At 59.9% G+C, this 25,123-nt stretch carries 24 protein-coding genes and 4 tRNA genes; 8 read left to right on the top strand and 20 right to left on the bottom strand.

The window, feature by feature from the left end; all coding sequences use genetic code 11:
• The first annotated feature begins 21 nt into the window (after positions 1–21).
• The 3 genes from minC to minE are packed head-to-tail and all read left to right on the top strand — an operon-like array spanning position 22 to position 1,895.
• A complete protein-coding gene (gene minC / locus DNK49_RS13805) occupies positions 22–786 on the top strand; it encodes a septum site-determining protein MinC (RefSeq protein ID WP_110525513.1) in 765 nt (254 codons plus the stop codon).
• Positions 787–820: 34 nt separating this feature from the next.
• Positions 821–1,633, top strand: a complete 813-nt coding sequence (minD, locus tag DNK49_RS13800; RefSeq protein ID WP_110525510.1) for a septum site-determining protein MinD — start codon at positions 821–823, stop codon at positions 1,631–1,633.
• A gap of 1 nt (position 1,634) precedes the next feature.
• Positions 1,635–1,895 (top strand): cell division topological specificity factor MinE, encoded by a 261-nt coding sequence (minE, locus tag DNK49_RS13795; RefSeq protein WP_110525507.1) that lies wholly within the window; start codon positions 1,635–1,637, stop codon positions 1,893–1,895.
• Positions 1,896–1,943: 48 nt separating this feature from the next.
• On the opposite strand, the gene DNK49_RS13790 is transcribed toward minE, so the two are convergent.
• Positions 1,944–2,028, bottom strand: a tRNA-Leu gene (locus tag DNK49_RS13790).
• A 105-nt stretch (positions 2,029–2,133) separates the two neighbouring features.
• Between DNK49_RS13790 and DNK49_RS13785 the strand changes: the two genes are divergently transcribed.
• Both DNK49_RS13785 and DNK49_RS13780 read left to right on the top strand, forming a co-directional pair.
• On the top strand, positions 2,134–3,144 hold the full coding sequence (locus DNK49_RS13785) for a DnaJ C-terminal domain-containing protein (protein WP_110525504.1): 1,011 nt from the start codon (positions 2,134–2,136) through the stop codon (positions 3,142–3,144).
• Positions 3,145–3,202: 58 nt separating this feature from the next.
• Positions 3,203–3,646 carry a DUF1178 family protein gene (locus DNK49_RS13780; RefSeq protein ID WP_110525501.1) on the top strand — a complete coding sequence of 148 codons (444 nt, stop codon included), beginning with the start codon at positions 3,203–3,205 and terminating at the stop codon, positions 3,644–3,646.
• Between the two features lie 302 nt (positions 3,647–3,948).
• Here the strand turns inward: DNK49_RS13780 and DNK49_RS13775 are convergent, their stop codons facing one another.
• The 5 genes from DNK49_RS13775 to pgsA all read right to left on the bottom strand — a co-directional run bounded on the left by DNK49_RS13775 (position 3,949) and on the right by pgsA (position 6,109).
• Positions 3,949–5,151, bottom strand: a complete 1,203-nt coding sequence (locus tag DNK49_RS13775; RefSeq protein ID WP_243632366.1) for an alkaline phosphatase family protein — start codon at positions 5,149–5,151, stop codon at positions 3,949–3,951.
• A gap of 24 nt (positions 5,152–5,175) precedes the next feature.
• Positions 5,176–5,251, bottom strand: a tRNA-Gly gene (locus tag DNK49_RS13770).
• A gap of 8 nt (positions 5,252–5,259) precedes the next feature.
• Positions 5,260–5,333 (bottom strand) — tRNA-Cys (locus DNK49_RS13765).
• Positions 5,334–5,398: 65 nt separating this feature from the next.
• Positions 5,399–5,474, bottom strand: a tRNA-Gly gene (locus DNK49_RS13760).
• A gap of 62 nt (positions 5,475–5,536) precedes the next feature.
• Positions 5,537–6,109 carry a CDP-diacylglycerol--glycerol-3-phosphate 3-phosphatidyltransferase gene (gene pgsA, locus DNK49_RS13755; RefSeq protein WP_110525496.1) on the bottom strand — a complete coding sequence of 191 codons (573 nt, stop codon included), beginning with the start codon at positions 6,107–6,109 and terminating at the stop codon, positions 5,537–5,539.
• 570 nt (positions 6,110–6,679) lie between these two features.
• On the opposite strand from pgsA, the gene DNK49_RS13750 reads away from it, so the two are divergent.
• On the top strand, positions 6,680–8,917 hold the full coding sequence (locus DNK49_RS13750; RefSeq protein WP_110525493.1) for an NADP-dependent isocitrate dehydrogenase: 2,238 nt from the start codon (positions 6,680–6,682) through the stop codon (positions 8,915–8,917).
• A 166-nt stretch (positions 8,918–9,083) separates the two neighbouring features.
• On the top strand, positions 9,084–9,662 hold the full coding sequence (locus tag DNK49_RS13745; RefSeq protein WP_110525490.1) for an NnrU family protein: 579 nt from the start codon (positions 9,084–9,086) through the stop codon (positions 9,660–9,662).
• Positions 9,663–9,704: 42 nt separating this feature from the next.
• On the opposite strand, the gene uvrC is transcribed toward DNK49_RS13745, so the two are convergent.
• From uvrC to lepA, 12 genes are all read right to left on the bottom strand, one after another.
• Positions 9,705–11,522 carry an excinuclease ABC subunit UvrC gene (gene uvrC / locus DNK49_RS13740; protein ID WP_110525488.1) on the bottom strand — a complete coding sequence of 606 codons (1,818 nt, stop codon included), beginning with the start codon at positions 11,520–11,522 and terminating at the stop codon, positions 9,705–9,707.
• A complete protein-coding gene (gene nagZ, locus DNK49_RS13735; RefSeq protein ID WP_110525485.1) occupies positions 11,515–12,660 on the bottom strand; it encodes a beta-N-acetylhexosaminidase in 1,146 nt (381 codons plus the stop codon). Before nagZ ends, uvrC begins: the two co-directional genes overlap by 8 nt.
• Positions 12,657–13,037: a holo-ACP synthase gene (gene acpS, locus DNK49_RS13730; protein ID WP_110525481.1), complete on the bottom strand. Its 381-nt coding sequence runs from the start codon at positions 13,035–13,037 to the stop codon at positions 12,657–12,659. Before acpS ends, nagZ begins: the two co-directional genes overlap by 4 nt.
• Before the next feature lie 12 nt (positions 13,038–13,049).
• Positions 13,050–13,805: a pyridoxine 5'-phosphate synthase gene (locus tag DNK49_RS13725; RefSeq protein WP_110525479.1), complete on the bottom strand. Its 756-nt coding sequence runs from the start codon at positions 13,803–13,805 to the stop codon at positions 13,050–13,052.
• A 202-nt stretch (positions 13,806–14,007) separates the two neighbouring features.
• Entirely contained in the window at positions 14,008–14,388 is a 381-nt protein-coding gene (locus tag DNK49_RS13720; protein WP_110525476.1) for a type II toxin-antitoxin system VapC family toxin, read from the bottom strand.
• Complete coding sequence (locus tag DNK49_RS13715; protein WP_243632365.1) at positions 14,385–14,576, bottom strand: type II toxin-antitoxin system VapB family antitoxin; 192 nt, start codon at positions 14,574–14,576, stop codon at positions 14,385–14,387. Before DNK49_RS13715 ends, DNK49_RS13720 begins: the two co-directional genes overlap by 4 nt.
• A gap of 264 nt (positions 14,577–14,840) precedes the next feature.
• Positions 14,841–15,587, bottom strand: coding sequence for a DNA repair protein RecO (gene recO, locus DNK49_RS13710; RefSeq protein ID WP_110525471.1), 747 nt, complete (start codon positions 15,585–15,587; stop codon positions 14,841–14,843).
• A gap of 9 nt (positions 15,588–15,596) precedes the next feature.
• Positions 15,597–16,520: a GTPase Era gene (gene era / locus DNK49_RS13705; RefSeq protein ID WP_110525468.1), complete on the bottom strand. Its 924-nt coding sequence runs from the start codon at positions 16,518–16,520 to the stop codon at positions 15,597–15,599.
• Entirely contained in the window at positions 16,517–17,194 is a 678-nt protein-coding gene (gene rnc, locus DNK49_RS13700; protein ID WP_110525465.1) for a ribonuclease III, read from the bottom strand. The genes era and rnc overlap by 4 nt, the downstream gene beginning before the upstream one ends.
• Positions 17,194–17,556: a DUF4845 domain-containing protein gene (locus DNK49_RS13695; protein WP_110525637.1), complete on the bottom strand. Its 363-nt coding sequence runs from the start codon at positions 17,554–17,556 to the stop codon at positions 17,194–17,196. Before DNK49_RS13695 ends, rnc begins: the two co-directional genes overlap by 1 nt.
• Positions 17,557–17,572: 16 nt before the next feature.
• The gene (gene lepB / locus DNK49_RS13690; protein ID WP_110525463.1) at positions 17,573–18,361 is read right to left on the bottom strand and encodes a signal peptidase I; all 789 of its coding nucleotides are present in this window, start codon (positions 18,359–18,361) and stop codon (positions 17,573–17,575) included.
• 42 nt (positions 18,362–18,403) lie between these two features.
• Positions 18,404–20,200, bottom strand: a complete 1,797-nt coding sequence (gene lepA, locus DNK49_RS13685) for a translation elongation factor 4 (protein ID WP_110525460.1) — start codon at positions 20,198–20,200, stop codon at positions 18,404–18,406.
• 471 nt (positions 20,201–20,671) lie between these two features.
• Between lepA and DNK49_RS13680 the strand changes: the two genes are divergently transcribed.
• A complete protein-coding gene (locus DNK49_RS13680; protein WP_165843331.1) occupies positions 20,672–23,332 on the top strand; it encodes a chemotaxis protein CheW in 2,661 nt (886 codons plus the stop codon).
• Between the two features lie 122 nt (positions 23,333–23,454).
• Here the strand turns inward: DNK49_RS13680 and DNK49_RS13675 are convergent, their stop codons facing one another.
• Together DNK49_RS13675 and DNK49_RS13670 are read right to left on the bottom strand one after the other, a co-directional pair.
• Positions 23,455–23,730: a glutaredoxin family protein gene (locus tag DNK49_RS13675; RefSeq protein WP_110525454.1), complete on the bottom strand. Its 276-nt coding sequence runs from the start codon at positions 23,728–23,730 to the stop codon at positions 23,455–23,457.
• The gene (locus DNK49_RS13670) at positions 23,727–25,118 is read right to left on the bottom strand and encodes a Do family serine endopeptidase (RefSeq protein ID WP_110525634.1); all 1,392 of its coding nucleotides are present in this window, start codon (positions 25,116–25,118) and stop codon (positions 23,727–23,729) included. The genes DNK49_RS13675 and DNK49_RS13670 overlap by 4 nt, the downstream gene beginning before the upstream one ends.
• Between the last annotated feature and the right edge of the window lie 5 nt (positions 25,119–25,123).

The following is a 25,123-nucleotide window of genomic DNA, read 5'->3' as shown; positions in this document are numbered from 1 at the left end:
GATTAACCTGCCTGCCTGCCCATGTCCAACACCGCGTCCAGTCGATCGATCGAGTTCCGCAACACCACGATCGGCACCACCGTTGCGCTCTTGCGCGACACCGAACCGGTTCCGCTTGCAGATGCCCTGCACAAGATGCTGGGCGGCATGCCGGATTTCTTCAGCGGCGAGGCCGCCATCCTGGATTTCAGTGCAGCAGAGTCCTTACCCGGCCGCATCGACTGGGCCGGCCTGCTGTCGCTGCTGCGCCGCTATCAACTGCAACCCATCGGGGTGCGTGGGCTACCCGAGGAATTTGCCGCAACCGCACGTCAGGCAGGCCTGGCCCTGCTCGACCGCATCGAACTGCGCGAGCGCCCTGCTGCACCACCACCTGCCGCCCCCGCTCCTGTCGCTACGCCGGTGCAAGCCTCGCCACCACCGGCGCCAATTGCTGCCGGCACGGTCTTTGTTGATCGTCCGCTACGCTCCGGACAGCAAATCTATGCGCGTGGCGGCGATCTGGTTTTGCTCGCCGGCATGAGCAACGGTGCCGAGGTCATCGCCGACGGCAGCATCCACTGTTTTGGCCCGCTACGCGGACGTGCGCTGGCCGGTGCACAAGGCAACCCTGCCGCACGCATCATTGCCACCAACTTCGGCCCGGAGCTGGTCTCGATCGCGGGCGTGTATCGAACGTTTGAACAAGGCACTCCGGAATCCATTGCCGGTCGTGGCGCCGTTGTCCGCATGCGTGACACGGCTGGCAAACAGACTATCGAAATCGAACCGCTGCAGCTCGATTGAGCCCGCACACATCAGAACATTCAGGGGATCCAACGTGAGAGTCATCGTCGTAACGTCCGGCAAGGGCGGTGTTGGCAAGACCACCACCAGTGCGGCATTTTCGTCCGGCCTAGCGCTGCGCGGCTTCAAGACCGCGGTCATCGACTTCGACGTCGGTCTGCGCAACCTCGACCTGATCATGGGCTGCGAACGCCGTGTGGTCTATGACCTGGTCAATGTGGTCAATGGCGAAGCCAAGCTCAATCAAGCCTTGATCAAGGACAAGCACTGCGAGAACCTGTTCATCCTGCCCGCCTCGCAAACCCGCGACAAGGACGCGTTGACCGAGGAAGGCGTCGAAAAGGTGTTGCAGGAACTCGAGCACATGGGCTTCGAGTATGTCGTATGTGATTCGCCCGCGGGTATCGAACGCGGTGCAGTCATGGCGCTGACCTTTGCCGACGAAGCCATCGTCACCACCAACCCCGAGGTCTCCTCGGTGCGCGACTCAGACCGCATTCTCGGCATCCTGCAGTCGAAGTCCAAGCGCGCGCGCGAAGGCGGCGAGCCGGTCAAGGAACATCTGCTGGTCACCCGCTACTCGCCCAAACGGGTGGAGGACGGCGAGATGCTGTCCTACAAGGATGTGCAGGAGTTGCTGCGGGTGCCGCTGATCGGCGTCATTCCTGAGTCGGAGTCCGTACTTCACGCCTCCAACCAGGGCACGCCGGCCATCCACCTTAAAGGCTCTGACGTTGCCGAGGCCTACACGGACGTCGTTGCACGCTTCCTGGGCGAGTTCCGCGACCTGCGCTACGTCAACTACGAAAAGCCCGGCCTGATCAAGCGCCTGTTCGGGGGTAAGTGAGATGTCCTTCCTCTCCCGCCTGTTCGGCGAAAAAAAGAACACGGCAGAGATCGCCAAGAACCGGCTGTCGCTGCTGATCGCTCACGAGCGTGACGGCAAGTCGGCACAGCCCGACTTCATGCCGGCGCTGCAGCGCGAGTTGATCGAGGTGATCTCCAAGTACGTCTCGGTGAATCCTGACGATATCAAGGTGCAGCTCGAAAAGCAGGACAACTACGAAGTGCTCGAGGTCAACATCGTCCTGCCGGAAAACAACCGCTGAAACCGGCCATGCCGCCACATGCCAGTGATGCGCGCATCGTCGCGATGCTGGTGCCCGGGACGGGGATTGAACCCGTACGCCATGCGGCGGCAGATTTTAAGTCTGCTGTGTCTACCAATTTCACCACCCGGGCGGGACGCGGATTCTCGCACACCGCGCCCTGTCTGCCCAGCCCTTCGGCATTTTTCCGCGCAACAGACAGGCATGTGACGCCGGCTCAGCATTGCTCGAGGGCCCCATGGTGAATGAGTCCGAAGCCTTCTCGTTGCTTGAACTGGAACCTGGCGCAACACAGGCATCGATCAAGCGTGCCTTCCGTCGCCTGGCCATGCGTTGGCACCCCGACCGTAATCCGGACCCTGCCGCGCTGGAGCATTTCAAACGTCTGCGTGCCGCACACGATAGCCTGCTTGAGTCGTTCGAGGCCGATACCCCACTCCCCTCAACTCAAGACGCCGGACATGCCACATCGGCGCCTCGTGCAGCGGATCGTCGACGTGACCTGGAGATCGATCTTGAGCAGGCAGTACTGGGTGGCGAGGCCAGCCTGGTATTCGATATCCCAAGTCCCTGCAGCGACTGTGACGGAAGCGGCTGGCAAACACGGGCACATAGCCGCCTGTGCCCCGACTGTCACGGTTCGGGTCGCATCCGAACTGCAAACGGACTGACCCCCTGCGCGGTCTGCAATGGCCGTGGCTACAGCAACCGGGCACCCTGTACCTGTTGCGATGGCAGTGGTCAGATCGTCGGACACCGCACCCTGACAGTGAGAATTCCGCCCGGTATCGCAGAGGGCGACCTGCTGCGCCTCGAAGGCGAAGGCGAGCCCGCCAGCGACGCTGGCAGCCTGCCCGGCGACCTGCTACTACGTATCCGCCTGCGCCCCCACCCCCTGTATCGTGTGATCGGACGAGACGTGGTCATCGAGCGACCCGTGTCAATCTTCACGCTACTGGGCGGAGGGCAGATCAGGGTTCCCGGCCCCTCCGAGCCACATACACTGAACATCGAAGCGGGCTCTGCAGCGCCACGCACGGTACGCATTGAAGGCGCAGGGTTGCCGGCACGCAGTGGTTTTGCCGCCGGCGCATTGTGCGTGTCCTTGAATCCCGTGACACCGGCCCCCACCTCCGACAAGTCAGTCATCGAGCTCTATCGTGCGATACAGGGCCGACTGACGCAGGATCAACACATGCTGTTACCGGAGCTCGACACCTGGGAACATCAATGGCTCCCACCGCTCTGACTCCAACACGCCTGACCTCAGCCGACCCACACACCTGCTGCCCAGCGAGACCCCGACCGTGATCGTATTCGACCTGCACTGCCACAATACGCACCGCTTCGAAGGCTGGTTCGCGTCGTCAGCCGAGTTCGAACGGCAACACGCGCTTGGCCTGGTGAGCTGTCCGGTGTGCGGTAGCAGCGAGGTACGCCGCCTGCCCAGCGCCCCATATGTGCAGACGGGCAGCCATACGCCAGCACCGCCGCCGGAAACGGCATCTTCAGAGTCCGCTGTGCCCGCGGTAACGTCCGACCAGGCTGCCCGTCTGCTCGCCGCCCTGCGCCAGTTGGCCAGCACCGCCGAGGACGTCGGCGAACGCTTTCCCGAGGAAGCCCGCAAGATTCACCATGGCGAAATCGAGGCCCGCAGCATCCGGGGCGCCGCATCCGCCGATGAACTGAGCGAACTGCTCGAAGAAGGCATCATGGTGCTGCCCGTTCCGCCCAGTGAGGATCTGCACTGAAGCGTCCATCGTCGTCGGCGCAGGCGTCGACGATGTAGCACAGCTGGATGTCCCCCTCAGGCAAAGGGAAACAGCCATCCAACCAGGTGTTCAAAGCGGGAACGAGCCCCCTCAAATGCGTGATCAAGGCTGAACAATTCAACAGCATTCGTTCCATATCGTCCCTCCCATATGGACAGAACGATAGGTTCCTCAGATGTCCGGCAGATGATCGAACAATGACTGCACGGTGACACCATATCAGTCCAAGCCAAGGGCGGCAGCCTTCTGGGGCACGCTTTTAGCAACCATCTGCCGAACACTCAAGGCCGTAGCTGAACCAGCGGAACCCACATCTCATCCGCGCTCAGCCCGCCATGAACACCCTTCATCGAGTGCGACTTTTCTCCGGGAAGAGAGTCGCTGAGCGTCCAGCCCGGTTCCATCAGGATCGCATGCGATCCCAGCCGTTCAGGCAAGCGCTTATGCTGCTTACCAGGGCCAAACAATCCGGCCTCCAGCAACGACGGCGACGCTGCCGCAACCGCCTTGCCTGCAAGGCGTGTACTGACATAGGCAAGCAACTCGTCTTCCGCCCCCTCACGCGCTTTGCAGAATGCCGCCCTGCGTTCGCCAAACAAGGGTCCATTCAGCATGGTCGCCAGCTCGGGATGGTCTTCGAGATGCACATGCCGGGACTCAGGCGCATCAATGAACCCGTGATCCGCCGTCAGCCAGACCTCGGTGCCCAGACCGGACAACTCGTCGAACACCGCCCCAAGGCAGCGGTCGATACGCCAGAACTCCTCGATCACTTCGGGTGCATCGGGCCCGAAGTGATGGCTCATGGCATCAAACCGGGCATAGTAGGCATGAACAAAGCCTCGGGCTCCTTGTGCCGCCACTGCCGCGCAGATCTGCTGCCTGAAGCCGTCCAGCCCGTCATAGCCGCGAATGAGCGCGCCGCGTGCATGGCGTCTGGAAAACGGCGAGAACGCGATCTCCGCGGGCGAAACGAAGCTTGTCGGCAACTGCGACTGCGCAAACATGCACCGATAAGGAAACAACCGCCAGGTCAGAAACGGTGCCCGCAAGGGCCCGCCCGCGCGCAATTGCAGCGGCAATGGCAGGATGACGCCACCAAAGCGTTGATCGTGGATATACCAGCCATTAAGGCCGTGCTCGGCCGGTGACAGCCCGGTCATCAGCGTCGTCACCGCACTGGCCGTTGTGCTGGGGAACACCGAAGTCAGCCGGCGACTTCGATATCGCAACAAATGGCTACCCTGTCCGTGCCGCTGCAGAAAGCCATCGCCCAGACCATCGATCACGATCAGCACGATGGAGCGCTGTGGTGGATCATCACGATCCAGGAGAAAGGCGGGCGCTTGCCCAGGCTCGGCCAACCAGTTTGCAAGACTGTTGGCAAGACCATGAATACCGCCGCCGTCAAAATCAGGCAGAACGCTATCAACAGGAAGGCAGACGTCCGACATGGCAGCCATCAAGTGAAAAAGGCCGGACAAGATTAACTTGTCCGGCCTTTGATTTGGAGCGGGAGACGAGTCTCGAACTCGCGACCTCAACCTTGGCAAGGTTGCGCTCTACCAACTGAGCTACTCCCGCAAAACCGCTGGAGGCGCGAGCCGGAGTCGAACCGACCTACACGGATTTGCAATCCGGTGCATAACCGCTTTGCTATCGCGCCTTGTACTGCTTAGGTCGGCACCTGCTGGCGCCTCGATCCGGTGCAAGCACCTGACCCTGAATCTTTGGAGCGGGAGACGAGTCTCGAACTCGCGACCTCAACCTTGGCAAGGTTGCGCTCTACCAACTGAGCTACTCCCGCTCTGGGAAGACCGCCATTATAGACGGCTTTTTCTGTGTGTCAACTTTATTTGAAAAGTTTTTCTAACGATCCATGTGCTTTGCCAGCTTTGGCATCGCCCGATGAAGGTAATACCCCATCGACCAGAGCGTCAGTGCCGCCGCAATGTAGATCAAGATGCTGCCTACTTCGCGGAGGTCAATCGACAACAGGGGCGCATTGTATAGCAGGAGCGGAATCGCTGTCATCTGTGCTGCAGTTTTCAGTTTGCCGATATAGGCAACCGCCACGCTGGCCGACTCCCCCACCCTCGCCATCCATTCGCGCAACGCCGAAATGGTGATTTCCCGACCGATGATGATGACGGCGATGATGGCATCCACACGTGCCAGCTGAACCAGCAGGATCAGCGCGGCAGCCACCATCAGCTTGTCCGCCACAGGATCGAGAAAGGCGCCAAACGCGGAAGTCTGCTGCAGGGCCCGCGCCAGGTAACCATCAAACCAGTCGGTGATCGCCGCGATGATGAAGACCGAAGTGGCGAAGAGGTTCTTCTGCGTCGGACTGACCCAGCTGTCGGGCAGATAGAAGATCCCGACAAAGATCGGAATCAGCGCAATTCGCGCCCAGGTAAGCGTATTGGGAATGTTGATCATGAGGCCGGCCGGACGGCGTACTGTTTATTACGCGAAGAGTATATCAGCGGCAGGCGGCGATGCTCCCCAGCGTTACGTTGCGGTCCGGTACAAAAAAGTCGAGCCGCGCATTCCCGATGCTCGATCGGCGATCATACGTCTTCGAACACTACCGGCAGGGGGCAGTCTCAACGCCCGGTCATTTACCCGTGTAATCCCGAACGAAACATCGCTCTACCCTTCCCTTGGCCCACGCGGGCCAGTCGGCGCGACGCTCGCAATCCATGGAGACAACAAATTTCGCAAGATGAAACCGGAGTTCACGTGCAGAGAACGGCCTCTGAGGACTACAATCACGATCCAAGCGCAGAGGTGTTCCGTTGCATCTGATATAAGAGTTCGACTTCGGCATGGCCACATGCCCGGGAGACGGACGCTTGGACAGCATCGGGCAACTGCGCCACTTGCAACACCGGTAGGGCAGTGCCCGTTGGCTCCCGAACCGGCTGCAGGAGTATTGTCAGTCTGACCCGGAGCGACAGGGGGTCGCGATCGGGTCATCGTCAGAAGACCAAAATCGAGGGGGATTCAATGTCTGCAGGAAAATCGAAGATCATCTACACGCTCACGGATGAAGCACCGGCTCTGGCCACGTGCGCGTTTCTGCCGGTGGTCCGTACCTTTACCGGCCCTGCCGGCGTGGAAGTCGAAGCAGCCGACATCTCTGTTGCAGCGCGTGTCCTGGCCGAGTTTCCGGAATACCTGACCGAAGAACAGCGTGTGCCTGACACCCTGTCCGAACTGGGTCGCCTGACCCTGCTGCCCGACACCAACATCATCAAGCTGCCCAATATCAGCGCCTCGGTCGCGCAGTTGAAAGCCTGCGTCAAGGAACTTCAGGAAAAAGGCTACGCCATTCCCGACTTTCCCGAAGACCCGAAGACCGACGAAGAAAAAGCCATCAAGGCGCGGTACGGCAAGTGCCTCGGCTCCGCGGTAAATCCGGTTCTGCGTGAGGGCAACTCGGACCGTCGCGCCCCCGCCGCGGTCAAGAACTACGCTAAAAAGCACCCGCATTCGATGGGCGAATGGAAGCAGTGGTCGCAGACCCATGTTTCGCACATGCACCACGGTGACTTCTATCATGGTGAAAAGTCGATGACGCTCGACAAGGCACGCGACGTCAAGATGGAACTGATCACCAAGTCGGGCAAGACCATCGTGCTCAAGCCCAAGGTTTCGCTGCTGGACGGCGAGATCATCGATTCGATGTTCATGAGCAAGAAGGCGCTGTGCGAGTTCTACGAGAAGGAACTCGAGGACTGCCGCGAAGCCGGCATCCTGTTCTCGCTGCACGTGAAGGCGACGATGATGAAGGTCTCGCACCCCATCGTGTTCGGGCACTGCGTCAAGATCTACTATAAGGATGCGTTCGAGAAGCACGGCAAGCTGTTTGACGAGCTTGGCATCAACGTCAACAACGGCATGGTCGACCTGTACGAGAAGATCAAGACCCTGCCCGAATCCAAGCGTGACGAAATCATCCGTGACCTGCACGCCTGCCAGGAACACCGCCCCCCGCTGGCGATGGTGGACTCCGCGAAGGGCATCACCAACTTCCATTCGCCCAACGACATCATCGTCGACGCCTCGATGCCGGCGATGATCCGCCAGGGCGGCAAGATGTGGGGTGCCGACGGCAAGCAATACGACAGCAAGTGCGTGATGCCGGAATCGACCTTTGCCCGCATCTACCAGGAGATGATCAACTTCTGCAAATGGCACGGCAACTTCGATCCGCGCACCATGGGCACGGTACCCAACGTCGGCCTGATGGCGCAGAAGGCCGAAGAGTACGGCTCGCACGACAAGACCTTCGAGATTTCGGAGGATGGCGTGGCCAACATTACGGATCTTGCGACGGGCGAAGTGCTGCTGACGCAGAACGTCGAGCAAGGCGACATCTGGCGCATGTGCCAGGTCAAGGACGCGCCGATCCGCGACTGGGTCAAGCTGGCTGTCACCCGCGCACGTAACTCCGGCATGCCGGCCATCTTCTGGCTGGACCCCTACCGTCCGCACGAAAACGAACTGATCAAGAAGGTGCAGAAGTATCTCAAGGACCACGACACCAGCGGTCTGGATATCCAGATCATGTCGCAGGTCCGCGCCATGCGTGTCACGCTTGAGCGTGTCGCCCGTGGTCTGGACACGATCTCGGTCACTGGCAACATCCTGCGTGACTACCTGACTGACTTGTTCCCCATCATGGAACTGGGCACCTCGGCCAAGATGCTGTCGATCGTCCCGCTGATGGCCGGCGGCGGCATGTATGAAACCGGTGCAGGTGGCTCGGCGCCCAAGCATGTGCAACAGCTGACGCAGGAAAACCATCTGCGCTGGGACTCGCTGGGTGAATTCCTGGCACTGGCGGTGTCGCTCGAGGACCTCGGCATCAAGACCGGTAATGCCAAGGCCAAGCTGCTGGCCAGGACCCTGGACGAGGCGACCGGCAAGTTGCTCGACAACAACAAGTCGCCCTCACCCAAGACTGGCCAGCTGGACAACCGTGGCAGCCAGTACTACCTGGCCACCTACTGGGCGCAGGCGCTGGCGTCGCAGACAGAAGATGCCGAACTGGCAGCCAAGTTTGCACCGCTGGCCAAGGGTCTGGCCGACAATGAGCAGAAGATCATTGAGGAGCTTACCGTCGTTCAGGGCCAGGCGGTCGACATCGGCGGCTATTACAAGGCCGACACTGCGAAGTGCGAAGCGGTGATGCGTCCGAGCGCAACCTTCAATACGGTACTGAACGCAGCACTGGCATAAGCTGACCACCGCCGGCTTCGCTGGCGGTCGGCATGCAAGGGGATGACCGGTAACGGACATCCCCTTTTTTATATATGGGATGCAACTGTATGGGGCTGTCGTGGTCCGATGCCGGGACGTCAGATGGCGGTCGCCCCACTTATCTCACCCATTTTGGAGTTTCCTGATGACCGCGCTGATCATCGGCCTGTTTCTGTTCCTGAGTACCCATTCGAGCCGAATCTTTGCCGAGGCCAATCGTGCGCAATACATCGCTCACTACGGCGAAAAGAAGTGGAAGCTTGCCTACTCGATTGTGTCGATCATCGGCCTGGGCCTGATCATCTGGGGTTATGCCCAGACCCGGCTTGATCCGGTCTACCTCTGGCATCCTCCGGTATGGACGCGCCACCTTGCTGCCTTGCTGACCCTGCCCGCCTTCATCTTGCTGGTTGCCGCCTATGTTCCCGGCTCACGCTTGAAGGCCGCACTTGGTCATCCGATGGTGCTGGGCGTCAAGCTCTGGGCGGCTGCACATCTGTTTGCCAATGGCACACTGGCCGACCTGCTGCTGTTTGGCAGCTTTCTAGTGTGGTCCATCGCCTGTTTCTCCAGCGCCCGCAAGCGCGATCGCGTACAAGCCACTCCGCGTTCCGCTGGCCGCTGGTCACGGGACTTCATTGTGCTGATCGTCGGCGTCGGTGCCTGGGGCGTGTTTGCAAAGCACCTTCACGTCATGCTGTTCGGGATCGCGCCCTTCGGCTGAAACAACCGGATTGCCAAAGGCTGGCTGAGTTAAGGGCGGCGGTCAGCGCAGCGCCGCGTGTATATCCTCGGCCAGCTTGCGACTGACGCCCTCGACCCTGCACAGATCCTCGACGGTGGCGTTGCGTACGCCGTCGAGCCCGCCAAACGCAGCCAACAGGTTGCGCCGCCGCGCCGGCCCTACACCGGGGATGTCATCCAGCCTGGAACCGATGCGCGCCTTTCCACGCTGGGCGCGGTGCCCGGTGATCGCAAAACGGTGCGCTTCATCGCGGATCTCAATGATCAGATGCAGTGCCGCCGACGCACCACCCAGCGCCAAGCCCTCGCGCCCATCGGGAAAGATCAGGGTTTCCAGCCCGGCTTTGCGGCCCTCTCCCTTGGCCACACCGACCATGGCGACCTGCTCCAGCCCGACTTCGGCCAGAATGGCAGCAGCGGCGCTGACCTGTCCCTTGCCACCGTCGATCAGGATCAGGTCAGGACACTGACCCTCACCTGCGGCAATCTTCCCGTAGCGGCGCTCGAGCACCTGACGCATGGCAGCGAAGTCATCGCCTGGCGTAATGCCGCTGATGTTGTAACGACGGTAATCGGCACGCTTCATGGCCCCCGACTCGCAAACGACGCAGGAGGCAACCGTGGCTTCGCCCATGGTGTGACTGATATCGAAGCACTCGATGCGTTGCGGCGCCTCGAGCAAGTCCAGCGCATCGCGCAAGGCCTCCAGACGCTGGGCGATGCGCCCGGTATCGCGCGCGCGCGCCTGAATGGCAAGACCTGCATTCTTTTCCGCCATTTCCATCCAGGCCTTCTCCGCCGCATAACGCGGCGCAAGCACACCTGGGGGGCGCTCGCTGAGTTCGGCAAATGCCTCCCTGATTGGATCAAGCGCCTGATTCAGCAGGATGCGGGCTGGAATGGGATGTTCGGCATAGTGTTGCTCGACAAAGGCCAGCAAGGCGTCCTGAGCCCCAGCAACTGCCGCCCCCGATGGGAACTGCGGACGGTCCCCCAGGTGACGGCCACCACGCACCATGGCGATGTTGATGCACACCGTACCATCCTGTTCGACTGCAGCCAGGATGTCCACATCTTCGTCCTTGCGGCTGTCGACAAACTGGCGGTGAAGCACCGCCTGCAGCACCCGCACCTGATCCCGGCAGGCTGCGGCTTCCTCAAATGCAAGCCGATCTGCTGCAGCCTGCATGCGTGTGGTGAGGTCATCGATGACCTCGCTGGCTTGTCCGTCGAGAAACCGGGTAGCCAGCTTCACGTCAGCAGCGTAGCTGTCGGCATCGATGAGGTCGACGCAGGGCCCGGAACAGCGCTTGATCTGGTTCAGCAAACAGGGCCGCGAACGGTTCTGGAACACCGTGTTCTCGCAGGTACGCAGCTGGAAGGTCTTCTGCAGCAGGTGAATGCTCTCGCGCACCGCATAGGCATTGGGGAACGGGCCAAAATAGCGTGCCCCCTTGGCAAATGCACCACGATGATAGGCAAGGCGCGGAAAGGCGTCGCCGGAGATCTCGATATAGGGGTAGGTCTTGTCGTCGCGGAACAGGATGTTGTAGCGCGGCGCCAGACTCTTGATCAGGTTGTTTTCGAGAATCAGCGCTTCCGCTTCCGAGCGCGTCGGCGTAACGTCGACCCGAACGATCTGCGCCACCATCATTGCAATGCGAGGACTGGGCTGGGTGCGCTGGAAGTAGTTCGATACCCGACGCTTCAGGTTCTTGGCCTTTCCGACGTACAGCACCTTGTCGTCTACGCCGATCATTCGATAGACGCCAGGCTCTTCAGGTACGGTACGCAGAAAGGCCTTGGCGTCGAAGCCCTGGCCTGATTGACTGTCAGCCATGTCCGTTCAGCAACTCGGTACGCTGCATGCCGATCTGCGCCGCCGTCATCGACGGACCGGCATCGTCCCCGACGTCCACCGCAACCACCTGTTCGCGCGCTTTCAGATACGGGCCATGCAGTTCGAGCGCAAACGGGTCAGCCAGCCACGGAGCCCGTACCGAAGAGGGCAAGGCGCGCTCGAGGCGCCGCAGGTTGGCGGGATCGAGCACTGGAGCCCAACGATCCAGCAGTTCTGCTGCCAGATCAGGGCGATTGCACACCAGCAGCATGTCGCAACCTGCATCGTAAGCCGCCATGGCGCGACCGACGATGTCACCCGCAACGCGCGCGCCTTCCATGTTCAGATCGTCACTGAAGATCAATCCCTGAAACCCCAGCCTTTGACGCAGCACGTCCTTTAACCAGAACGGCGAGAACCCGGCAGGTTGCGGCTGCGGTGACGGATCTGCAACGGGGTAAATCACATGGGCCGGCATCACCCCAGTCAGCTGGCGGCCGAGCCGGTGGCGATACGGTGCAATATCGTGAGCCCACAGGGTATCGAAGTCACGCGCATCGACCGGCACCTCGTGATGCGAGTCGGCTTCGACATAACCATGCCCGGGAAAATGCTTGCCGACACACCCCATTCCTGCCTCGGCCATGCCGGCTACAAGCGCCTGGGCCAGCGCTGCCACAGCTTGCGGATCACGATGAAACGCGCGATTGCCAATCGCCCGGCTGACGCCGTAATCAAGATCAAGCACCGGCGTGAAGCTCAGGTCCACCCCATGTGCAAGCAGCTCCCAGGCCAGCACCTGGCCGGTCGCACGTGCCGCATCCAGAGCCGCAACGTGATCTTGGTCCCACAACCGGCCCAGCGTGCGCATTGCCGGCAGAGGCGTGAAACCATCCTTGCGGAAGCGCTGCACCCGACCCCCTTCGTGATCGACTGCAATGATCAGCGTCGGCTCACGCAGCGCCCGGATGCTTGCGGTAAGCGCGCCAAGCTGCTCCGACCCGGTAAAATTGCGTGCAAACAGGATCACCCCGCCCACCAGCGGATCGCACAGCCGCTCACGCTCGTCATCCGACAACTCGGTGCCAGCCACGTCAATCATGACCGGGCCACGGGGAAGTTTGCGCACTGCGCTCATGATCTTCTCTCGATGACGGCAAAGGCGACGACGGTATCCGTCTCGTCGCTCAGGCTGAGGTGCGCATTCAAGGCGTGTTCGGACATGTGAGACTGTAGACGTGCGTCGTACGCGAAGACCGGCTTGCCCAGCGCATCGTGGCTCACGGCTACGGCATGCAGCGTGGCGGGTACCGCGACCCCCGTGCCCAAGGCCTTGCCGAAAGCTTCCTTGGCAGCAAAGCGCTTGGCCAGAAAGCGCGCTGGATCGGCGCTGACTTTCCAGTCGGCGCGCTCGGTCTCAGCCAGAATGCGCAGCGCGAATCGCTCGCCATGCCGCTCCAGCGCACGCCTCAGACGATCAATCCGGACAATATCGGTGCCTATCCCGTAAATCATTCAGCCACCCGGCTAACGCACCGAACCTGCTGCCTCGCGCATCAGGCGCTTCATTTCACCCACTGCGGCACGCAAACCGGTAAACACCGAACGGCTGACGATGGCATGGCCGATATGCAGTTCCCGTACGCCGGGCAAACGGGCGATTGGCTGCACATTGTAATAGTTGAGCGCATGACCGGCGTTGAAACGCATCCCCAGCGCACGGATCGCCTCGCCCGCCGTTGCGACCTTGGCCAGTTCGGCAACGACCGCCGGACTCTCCACATCACGTCCGGCATCATGGAAGGCATGGGCATAAGGGCCGGTATGCACCTCGCACACGCGCGCGCCGATCCGGGCGGCTGCCTCGATCTGGGCGACATCAGCATCGATGAACACACTGGTCATGATGCCAGCATCCGCCAGCCGCGCAATGACCTCCTTGAGCCTGGCTTCCTGGGATAGCACGTCCAGCCCCCCCTCGGTGGTGACCTCGTTGCGTCCCTCAGGCACCAGCATTGCCATCTCCGGCTTGAGCGCACAGGCAATGCCCACCATTTCGTCGGTGGCCCCCATCTCCAGGTTGAGCTTGACCTGGGTCAGCTCGCGTAGCTTGCGCACATCGCTGTCATTGATATGGCGACGATCCTCACGCAAATGCACGGTGATGCCGTCAGCGCCACCGAGATGCGCTTCAACCGCAGCCCAGACCGGGTCTGGCTCCCAGGTACGACGTGCCTGGCGCAGCGTGGCCACATGGTCGATATTCACACCGAGTTCGATCACAGTTCCTGCAACTCTCTAGTTACTGGGCGGAAGTGCCCGTGTTTACGGAATATTGAAAACATTAATCCGACTGACTTAACTACTCATCTAGCTACTCAAAGCAAGCCTGCTGAAGTTATTTTAGCTTCCGAAGCAGCCATACAGCGCAAGCAAGTGCGGCACTTCCGTGGTGCTAAGGTGGAGCACGTCGTGCGATTTCCCTTCAATAAAGAATGGGCCGGTGCATCACGCCAAAACGCTCCGCCAATACAGACAGGCGCTTGCCCAACGTCCACAGTTCAACGCCTGGGGTCATCATGGTCGATGCCAGCAGTTGCATGTCTATCACACCGCACCCCATCCCGAATAAGCGCTCTCGCTCGACGAATGCCATGACCTCACGGACGCTTGCCTGTTGCGTCTGTTGCAATTTTTCCAGATCAGCTAAGGTCTGAATCCGATTTGGCGGCGTTCCACACGCGATTTCCCCCAACACCATCGGGTGGACCATCACAAGATCAAACGTCAGTAGTTTGACCAGTGCATCGTTGCGATTTCGGAAGTGATCGACCCACACCGAGGTATCAACGAGAACCCCTTTCATCCTTGCGTATCGTCGCGGCGGCGTGAAATATCCTGCATGTCCGGCATGGCCGCACCAAGGGAAGCAAGCCGTTTGGCTGCCTGGATGCGGACAAAAGTTTTGATGGCCTCACGGAACAGGTCTGCCTTTTCCATGGTTGGGTCGGCAACTTCCAGCGCCTGTTCATACAGGGCATCATCAATGGTCACAGTGGTTCTCATACGCACCTCGCATCATCAAAACCGACTCCAGTATGCACCGCCTGTGATGCGCATGCAATCAAAGCGTCGCCGTCCCCCCTGGCGAAAGACAATACACGGGACTGTGCCGGCGCCGATCTCGACAGATCGGCGCCTCTGACTGGTTTCTGGTGGAGGCCAAGCACCTTGAGCTCATGTTAGAAAATCCGATGGTCACACTGCGCCCGGAACGCGCACGACAGGCACGTCTTCCGAGACCAGGGCCGGTGCCATTTATAGCTCCAGCAACTCCTTCAGGACCCGGCGGGACTGCAATGGACGCCCGCCCAGATAGTGGTTGATCAATGCACGCAGCAGGCGCTTGGATTCGGCCAGGGTCTGCGGCCGGGACAGGTCATCAGCAGACAGATCAATGAGCGTCTGGCCGGAAAGCACAATGCCTTCGCCGTCTGCACTCAGCCCATCACCGCCAACATCAGCCAGCGCGACCGGTCCCTGCTCGATTATATAGAGGTAGGACTGATCGGCCTCGATGGATGCAGCTCCGAACCCTTCGCCTTCAAGCGCAATGCCATAGCCCAGCTCGTGCAGCAATGACAGTTCGAAACGCCGCAGCACTGGCGGCAACTCCGCACCTCGGGCAAGTGCCGACATCGCAAGCTCGTATGCTTGAAATAACACTGGATGCGGGTCTTCACGTGCGGTGAGCTGCACGATCAGCTCGTTCAGATAGTAGCCGCATAACAACGCCTTGCCGGCCAACAGCGGTTGGCCGCCTCGCCACTCGGCGCGGATGAGGGTCTTGACCTCACCTCCGCCAGACCAGTCCATCAGTAGCGGCTGAAACCCCATCAGCACGCCACGCAGCTGTGACATCGGCCGGCGTGCGCCTTTGGCCGCCAGCGCAACACGGCCATGATCGATCGAAAACACCTCGACAATCAGGCTGGTCTCGCGCCACGGCAAGGTATGCAGCACCCAGGCTGCTTGCTGTTCGATCCGTTGTTTTGCCGCCACGATGGCGCACGCTTATTCGTAGCCGAGACTCTTGAGCGCACGCTCGTCATCGGCCCAGCCACTCTTGACCTTGACCCAGACTTCGAGGAAGACCTTGCCATCGAACAGCTTCTCGAGCTCGACACGGGCCTCGGACGAGATACGCTTGAGCTTCTCGCCACCCTTGCCAATGACAATACCCTTGTGCCCCGCTCGATCCACGATCACGGCAGCATGGATACGACGCAGATTGCCTTCGACCTCGAACTTCTCGATCTCGACCGCAATACCGTAAGGCAACTCATCGCCCAGCAGGCGAAACAGTTTTTCACGCAGAAACTCGGACGCCAGAAAGCGTTCGCTGCGATCAGTGATCTCGTCTTCGTCATACATCGGCCCCGCTTCGGGCAGCAACGGCGTAGCCGCCGCGATCAACGCATCGCAGTTGCTACCCTTCTCAGCCGACAGCGGCACGATTTCGACAAAATCGCGCAAGGTACGAACCTGGTCGATGAACGGCAACAGGCGAGCCTTGTCCTTGAGCTGATCAACCTTGTTGATCACCAGCACGACCTTTGCACCCGCCGGAATCACCTCCAGCACCTTGCGATCGTCCTCACCGATGCGGCCCGCCTCGATGACGAAAAAGACCAGATCGACGTCGGACAGCACCTGTGACACCGTACGGTTCATCGAACGGTTGAGCGCATTCCGATGGTGGGTCTGAAAACCCGGGGTATCGACGAACACGAACTGCGCGCCAGCGTTGGTGAGGATGCCGGTGACCCGGTGCCGGGTGGTCTGCGCCTTGCTCGACACAATGCTGATCTTCTGCCCGATCAAGCGGTTGAGCAGTGTGGACTTGCCGACATTCGGACGGCCTACGATGGCGACAAACCCGGTTCGAAAACCTTCGCCAGCGTGATCGTCATGGGTCTGCGCTACGGTTTCATTCATTTGTGCCTCAACTCTGCCAACGCCAGTTCGGCGGACTGTTGTTCGGCCGCACGCCGGCTGGTACCGCGTCCCATGGTACGTACCCCCAGCTTGGGCACCTCGCAGGCGACCTCGAACTCCTGCGCATGCGCCTCACCCAGAACCTGAGTCATGGAATAAGTCGGTAGCGGCATACGACGGCTCTGCAGCCATTCCTGCAACGCCGTTTTGGGATCCTTGGCGGGGCGGTCGGGGTTGATGCCATCGATCAATGGCGCGTAAAGCCGATCAATGACTTTTTTTGCTGCATCAAAGCCGGCATCGAGAAAAATGGCTGCGAACACCGCCTCGGCCGCATCGGCCAGGATGGATGGTCGTTGGGCGCCGCCGGAGCGAAGTTCCCCTTCACCCAGCTTCAGGCAGCTACCCAGTTCTAGCTCAAGCGCGATGCGATGCAAGGTTTCCTGGCGCACCAGCGAGGCGCGCACACGCGACAATTCGCCCTCTTTCAGTGCGCCGAAACGATCGAACAGTGCGATCGATACCACGCAGTTCAACACACTATCGCCGAGAAACTCCAAGCGCTCGTTATTGGGCTGGCCAAAACTGCGGTGCGTCAGGGCCTGAACAAGCAGATCCTGTGAAGCAAATACGTGGCCCAACCGGGACTGCAGCCGATTCAGAAACTCGGACATCAGTTGGGTGCGCTCGACGCCTGGAAGTCGATCAACAGGCTGACATTGCCGGCGACAGGCACCTTCCTTCCGTATTCGACCTGAATCAACGTTTTTCCTGCCTGTTTCGAAATCGCGAGATCAACACCCGTCACGGTCGATACATCATCAATTTGCCCTCGTCGGTCGAAACTACGCCGCATCTCGGACACCGAGGCACCATTGTCACCCTCCTCGGCGACTATCTTCAGAATGCGCTGAATCGCCATGTATTCGTTAACCGCAGGAACGGTCCGAAACACGATCAACAGTGCAAATGCAAAAAAAGCACCGACGATCAGGGTACTGATCAGACTCAAGCCACGCTGGCGCGACGATGTCATCATATTGAATCCCTTGTCAGTGGAAACGACCGATCCGCTTCAGGTCGTTGAAGTTGAACCACACAAAAAACGCCTTGCCGACAATGTTCTCATCCGGCACGAAGCCCCACACACGACTGTCACTACTGGCGTCACGATTGTCGCCCATGACGAAGTAATGACCAGCAGGCACCGTGCAGCTGACCCCACCGCTAGTATAGGTACAGTTTTCACGGAAGGGATAATTCATCACCTGTGGCACAAAAGCGGGCGCCTCGCGCTCGATCAGCACTGAATGCTCGATCTCGCCGAGTTTCTCGGTGTACTGCGGCGAGTAATACAGACGATCCGGGTGCAGGTAGTTGCCGCTCTCCTCGATCGCCACCTCCTCACCATTGATACGCAGACGCTTGTTGAGGTACTCCACCTTGTCGCCAGGCAGCCCCACAACCCGCTTGATGTAGTCCATCGACGGGTCGGCCGGATAGCGGAACACCATCACATCGCCGCGCTGAGGGTCATTGAGCGCCATCGCCTTCTTGTTGATGACGGGCAGGCGGATACCATAGGTGTATTTATTGACCAGGATGAAGTCACCCACCAGCAAGGTGGGAATCATCGACCCCGACGGAATCTTGAACGGCTCGACGACGAAGGAGCGCAAACCGAACACGATCACGATGACCGGAAAAAAGCTGGCGCCGTACTCCACCCACCAAGGTGCCGGAGAGCCCTGGGGACGCCGCTTGCGGGCATAGAAGTGATCGAACACCCACAATACTGCGGTGATCACCAACAGGACGAACAGGATCAGGGCAAAATTCACGCGAACTCCATTTCTTGAGCGCAGCGACTCGCGCCGAGTTGCTTACTTGCCTTCGTCGGTGCGCAGCACCGCCAGGAAGGCTTCTTGAGGAATTTCGACGTTGCCAACCTGCTTCATCCGCTTCTTGCCCTCTTTCTGCTTCTCAAGCAGCTTCTTCTTGCGCGTGATGTCGCCGCCGTAGCATTTGGCCAGCACGTTCTTGCGCAGTGCCTTGATCGTTTCGCGCGCAATGATGTGCGAACCAATCGCCGCCTGCACCGCCACATCGAACATCTGACGGGGAATGAGGCCACGCAGCTTGGCTGCCAGTTCGCGCCCGCGGTACTGCGCGCTGGCACGGTGCACAATGACAGACAGGGCGTCGACCTTCTCACCGCCGACCATCATGTCCAGCTTGACCAGATCGGCCGTGCGGTATTCCTTGAACTCGTAGTCGAGCGAAGCATAGCCGCGTGACACGGATTTCAGCTTGTCGAAGAAATCCATCACCACTTCATTCATCGGCAGATCATAGATCAGTTGCACCTGACGACCGTGGTAGCGCATATCCACCTGGGTGCCACGCTTCTGGTTGCACAGCGTGATCACCGGACCGACATAATCCTGAGGCAGGAAGATGGTTGCGGTGATGATGGGCTCACGGATCTCGGCAAACTTGCCCGGCTCGGGCAGCTTGGCGGGGTTCTCGATGTGCAGGATCTCGCCGTCATTCAGCACCACCTCGTACACCACCGTTGGTGCGGTGGTGATGAGATCCATGTCGAACTCGCGCTCCAGCCGTTCCTGCACGATGTCCATGTGCAGCAAGCCGAGGAAGCCACAGCGAAAACCGAAGCCCAGCGCCTGCGATACTTCGGGTTCGAACTGCAGCGATGCATCATTCAGGCGCAGCTTTTCCAGCGAATCACGCAATTGGTCGTACTCGCTCGACTCCACCGGATACAGGCCGGCAAACACCTGCGGCTTGATTTCCTTGAACCCCGGTAGCGGTTCGCTTGCCGGACGGGTCGCCAGCGTGACCGTGTCACCGACCTTGGCGGCCTCGAGCTCCTTGATGCCAGCGATGACGAAACCCACTTCGCCTGCCGACAGCAGATCGCGCCCCAGAGACTTGGGCGTGAACACGCCGACCTGTTCGCACGGATACTGGGCACCCGTCGACATCAGCAGGATCTTGTCCTTGGGCTTGAGTGTGCCGTCGACCACACGCACCAGCATCACCACGCCAACGTAGTTATCAAACCACGAGTCGATGATCAGCGCTTTCAAGGGCGCAGCCACATCGCCCTTGGGGGGCGGAATGCGGGCAATCACGGCTTCGAGCACATCCTCGACGCCCAGGCCCGTCTTTGCTGAACACAGGATCGCCTCGGTCGCGTCGACACCGATGACATCTTCGATTTCGGCCCGTGCATTGTCGGGGTTGGCTGCGGGCAGGTCGATCTTGTTCAGCACCGGAACGACTTCGACGTCGAGATCGAGCGCGGTGTAACAGTTTGCCACCGTCTGGGCTTCGACCCCTTGGGAGGCATCGACGACCAGCAGCGCGCCTTCGCACGCCGACAGCGAACGGCTCACCTCATAAGAGAAGTCCACATGCCCAGGCGTGTCGATGAGATTCAGGTTGTAGATCTGCCCATCCTTGGCCTTGTAACGCAAGGCTGCCGTCTGTGCCTTGATGGTAATGCCACGTTCGCGCTCGATATCCATCGAGTCGAGAACCTGTGCCTCCATCTCGCGATCGGACAAGCCACCGCAGAAGTGGATGATGCGATCAGCCAGGGTGGATTTACCGTGGTCGATGTGGGCGATGATCGAGAAGTTTCTGATGTGTTGCAAAGTGGCTTACCGTGTTGTCGTGGAGCCTGGTAACGGTGAGATCACCCCAGCCAATGCTCATGTATCTGTTTATCGCAGCGCCAAAAAACGTATGGCGACGTTCACGCTGCAGGGCGGCCGAACTTCCGCCGCAAAGACATGCAGATCCGCTCGTGGATTCCGCAGCCATACGCTACCTGTCGCTTGATCCGTGCCCCCAGACTGCTTGATTGCACTGACAGTGCGCGGCCATCGCGGACGGCGCAGGATTATACCTTGATCCGATCGGACGACGAGAAACCTTGTTGCGGGTGCCATCCCAGGCCAAGCCCCGCGTCGCCTGCAATTCGGACGCGCCATCAGTACGATTCTTGCTTAAGTGATAGACCGGAGCCTGCTTCCATATCCTGTCATCGACACACTACAGCGGGATTGGAGCGGACGGCTGCAAACACGCATCGCCCTGCCCAAGCCCTTACTCATGGACAAATGATGTCTATCTACAAGAACATAGACTTCGACGACAGCCTTTCTCCGGTAGTCCGCCACCTCGCGACCGTACACGAGTACCGTGAAACCCTGCAGGCACTTCAGGGAACCTGGGACAACCTGACACTGTTGGGACAATTGTCGGGAAGCGGCACCGACATGAACGCCACTCGCGAAGCCTTTGCCACCCTGACTGCAGACTTGCTGAATCATCTCGGTGTGGAGATTCGCAACAAGGCGGTTCAAGCCTTGAAATCCAAAGCCCAGGTTGCCGTCGATATCATGGTTCGCAACCTGTTCGAACGAACGGCCGATATCGGGTTCCTGGCGATGGATGAGGACGTCCTCGACTTCGCTCGCTGCATCTGCAATCTGCTTGCGCGTGGAGAAGACCCGGAGACGTGCAGCACTCATCGGCAACGTCTCGAGGCGCGATTCAACGAGTACGTTCGAAAATACTCCGTGTACCACGACATTGTCCTCTTTGGCACCGACGGGCGCATTCTGGCCAGGCTGGATCCCGACGGAGTCCGGGGCTTCTCCACGGACCCCCTGGTGCAGGACGCACAGACCACCTGCAACAGCTATGTCGAAGTCTTTCGCACCACGGACCTCTTTCCGGGCGCGGCGCCGTCCTTGATCTACGCCTATCGGGTCGACGATCACGACGGTAAGACACTGGCCGTTCTTGCGCTGTGCTTCAACCTTGAAAACGAGACCCATCGCATTTTTGCCAATCTTGGGCACGAACGCGACTGGACCGTACTGACACTGCTCGATGCCGAAGGTACGGTGGTCGCGAGCAGCGATCGTTACCATCTACCGCTGGGCGCCACCCTCGAGCGCGTGCTGGACGCCGACTGGGGCATCGTACGCTTTGCCGGGCGGGAATATCTGGCAATCACAAGACCAGCCCAAGCCTATCAAGGTTATACCGGACCTGGCTGGATGGGACACGCCATGATCCCGCTGGAGCACGCGTTCGAAGACCACGGCACGGGCCGGCTGAGCTCGATGCCCGCCGAAATCACCACCGCAGTCATGAAAAGCCCCACCCTGTTCTCCGCCGCACTACGGAACATTCCGTGCCAGGCCGAACAGATCCAGCGCGAACTCAACCGTTCAGTCTGGAACGGCAATGTTCGCCAGAGCAAGGACAAAGGCAATGTCGGCAATGCGTTCTCCAAGGTACTGCTGTGGGAGATCGGCAACACCGGGCTCAAGACCACCGATGTCTTCGCGCGCTCGATCGGCAATCTGAACGAAACCGTGGTGTCCTCGATTCTGGACGACAGCGCTTTTCTGGCCTCACTGGCGATCGACATCATGGATCGCAATCTCTACGAGCGTGCAAATGATTGTCGTTGGTGGGCACTCACGACCCTGTTCTCGGAACAACTCGAACTGCACCCCAAAGACCCCGCATCGGCATCAACTGCAATCACCGCGGTATTGGAAGCCATCAACGCGCTGTACACCGTCTATGACAATCTGGTGGTATTCGATGCAAATGGTGTCGTGATTGCAAGCTCGAACACACGTTACTCACACTGCATCGGCCGCCCACTCGCGGAAGAATGGGTTCGCCGCTGCCTGAACCTCGAGGACTCGCAGGGCTATGTGGTGTCGGCCTTCGAACCCACCGCGCTCTATCAGGATCGTCACACCTACCTGTATGCAGCGGCGATTCCGGGAGTCGGCCAGCAGCGACCCATAGGGGGGATTGCAGTGGTATTCGATGCAGCCCCTCAGTTCGCTGCAATGCTCCACGACGCGCTACCTCGCAACAGCGCGGGCGACCTCCACCCCGGCAGTCTGGCTGTTTTTGCCGATCGTCAGCGCAAGGTCATCTCCAGTACCAGTGACCGATTTCCCATCGGCAGCACCCTTCCCCTGCCCGACGCCCTGTTTGGCATTCCCAACGGCCATCACGGCGCGGACATCGTGTTGATTGACGGTCAGTACTTTGCTGTCGGAGTCAGCTTGTCGGCAGGCTACCGGGAATACAAATCCACAGCGGACGCCTATCGCAACGAGGTCGCCGCACTTGTGTTTGTGCCACTGGGAAGCACTGCACCTGCCGCTACCGCCACGCAATCCAGCATACCTGCCAGGGCAATCCGTCTGCCACGCCGCAACAGCGACACGACAACATGCGCGAGCACCGAGATCGCCACCTTTCATATTGGCGACGAATGTCTGGGCATCGTCGCCAACCAAGTGATCGAAGCCGTTGACGCCAACGGTATTACCAGCGTACCGGGCTTACCTGATCATGTACATGGCGTATTCATGTACAAGAACCGTCCTGTTCTGGTCCTGGACCTGAAAGATCACTTGCGCCTGCGCAGTCCAGTCGAAGCATCAAGCTACCGTCAGGTCATCGTCGTACAGGGACGCAATGGCGAACCCTTTGGAATTCTTGTCCATCAGCTCGGTGACATACCCGAAGTGGCCAACGATCATATCGATCCAGTAAGCCAGCTCTATCAAAGCAATACAGCCCTTGCCGAATCAGTTGTGCGACTGGAAAGCGAGGCAGGACAAGCCATCTTCATCGTGCTATCGCCTGACCGGATCATGTCCCGTTTACTGGGGAACCGGACACTTGCCAGCGAACATGATGTACCCGCCCGCGTGCTACGTGAAATCGCGCAGGCCTGAGCGGCGACTGGCAACAGAGTCTGCCGTCGTTGCGTGCCGCTCACCTGACCGTGCCCCATGCTGCGCGCACCTCGCTGGAACGGTTTGAGCCTGCATGCGACGCAAGGCAATGGGAGTGATTCTCAGCGGGAACCCTTACCACACGCAGTAACGGCATGCGTAGCGCAATGATTGCGTACGGCACGCTCATCCAGGTGGTAGTGACACAATTCGACCTCACCATGCAGCAGAACAGGCACCAGTTCGTCCCATTTCTGCTCAAGCTCGGGGTGCTGATCGACATCAATGACCGCGATCTCCCACCCCAACTCCCGAGCGATCGGTTCCAGTGCAGCGACCAGATCATGGCAAAGATGACACCACTCCCGGCTCAGGACAGTAAACACGTGCTGGCTCATTTGCCGACCTTCAGGCTGACGAAGGATGCGAGTTCACCACGTTGGACCAGCACACTGACCCGTTGCCCTTCGCGCAAACCCTCGAGCAGGCGATTAAAGGTCGCGACTGAATCCAGTTCAGTCTGCTTGCCCCCTACAATCAGACTGAGGACCCTGTCGCCCGGCACGATCTCTGCCCGAGCCGCCATACCATCGGCGCGATCAACGACCAAGCCCAGCTCTCCGCGAGATTTGCGATCGGGCTCCTTGAGAACCAGACCCAGACGACTGCTGCCATTATCGACGCCCACTGCCACCCTCGGACGCGGTGCATGCGGGTCGCGCCATTCGCCCAAGGTGATGGTCATTTCGCGTGGCGCACCATTTCGATAGACCATCATCGAAGCTTGACTGCCTGGACGTACACTTGCCACGATACGCGGCAGTTCGTTGGAGCGATTGACCGAGCGCCCATCAAAACGCACGATGACATCCCCACGCTGCACACCCGCAAGTGCGGCAGGACTACCGGGTTCAATCGCACTGACCAGCGCGCCATTTGCACTGTTCAGACCAAAACTGGCCGCCAAATCCAGCGTCACTTCCTGAATTGCCACACCAATCCGGCCACGCTGCACGCGTCCGTGCTGACGCAACTGCTGCTGCATGTCCATGGCAACATCGATGGGGATCGAGAACGACAGACCCATGAACCCCCCAGTGCGGCTATAGATCTGCGAGTTGATCCCGACGACCTCGCCTTTCAGGTTGAACAGCGGCCCGCCGGAGTTGCCCGGATTGATCGCGACATCGGTCTGGATGAAGGGCACGAAATTTTCGTCGGGCAGGCTGCGATCCTTTGCGCTGACAATGCCTGCGGTGACCGACTGCTCGAAGCCAAAGGGCGAGCCGATCGCCAGCACCCACTCCCCTACCTTCAGACGCGACGGATCACCCAGCCTCACGACAGGCAGACCCGTCGCGTCAATACGAAGCAAGGCCACATCGCTGCGTGTGTCCGCGCCGATGATCTCTGCTCGATACTCGCGCTTGTCCGCTAACCGCACAAGAATCTCTTCGGCGTCTGCCACTACATGTGCGTTGGTCAGGATGTAACCGTCAGCACTGATAATGAAACCAGAACCAAGCGATTCATCATCAGGCTCGACCTGCGGCTCGGGCGCCTTCGGCGGGCGGGGCATCAACCGCCTGAACAAGTCGAACATCGGATCACGTTCATCCAGATCGAGCGGATGACGTGCAGCAACGGGGCGCTGCGTTACTGCACTGATGTTAACGACCGCAGCCCCCTGGCGTTCAACCAGCGCGGTGAAGTCGGGCAGTACAACCGCATGGGCAGTCAAGGATAGGCACAGCCACGCAGCGAGTGCAAAGAAAACCCGGTACATCACGC

Source organism: Parazoarcus communis SWub3 = DSM 12120, assembly GCF_003226565.1.
GTDB lineage: Bacteria > Pseudomonadota > Gammaproteobacteria > Burkholderiales > Rhodocyclaceae > Parazoarcus > Parazoarcus communis.
The sequence above is the reverse complement of the archived record's forward strand: the minus strand, read 5'-3'. Positions and strand labels throughout refer to the sequence as shown.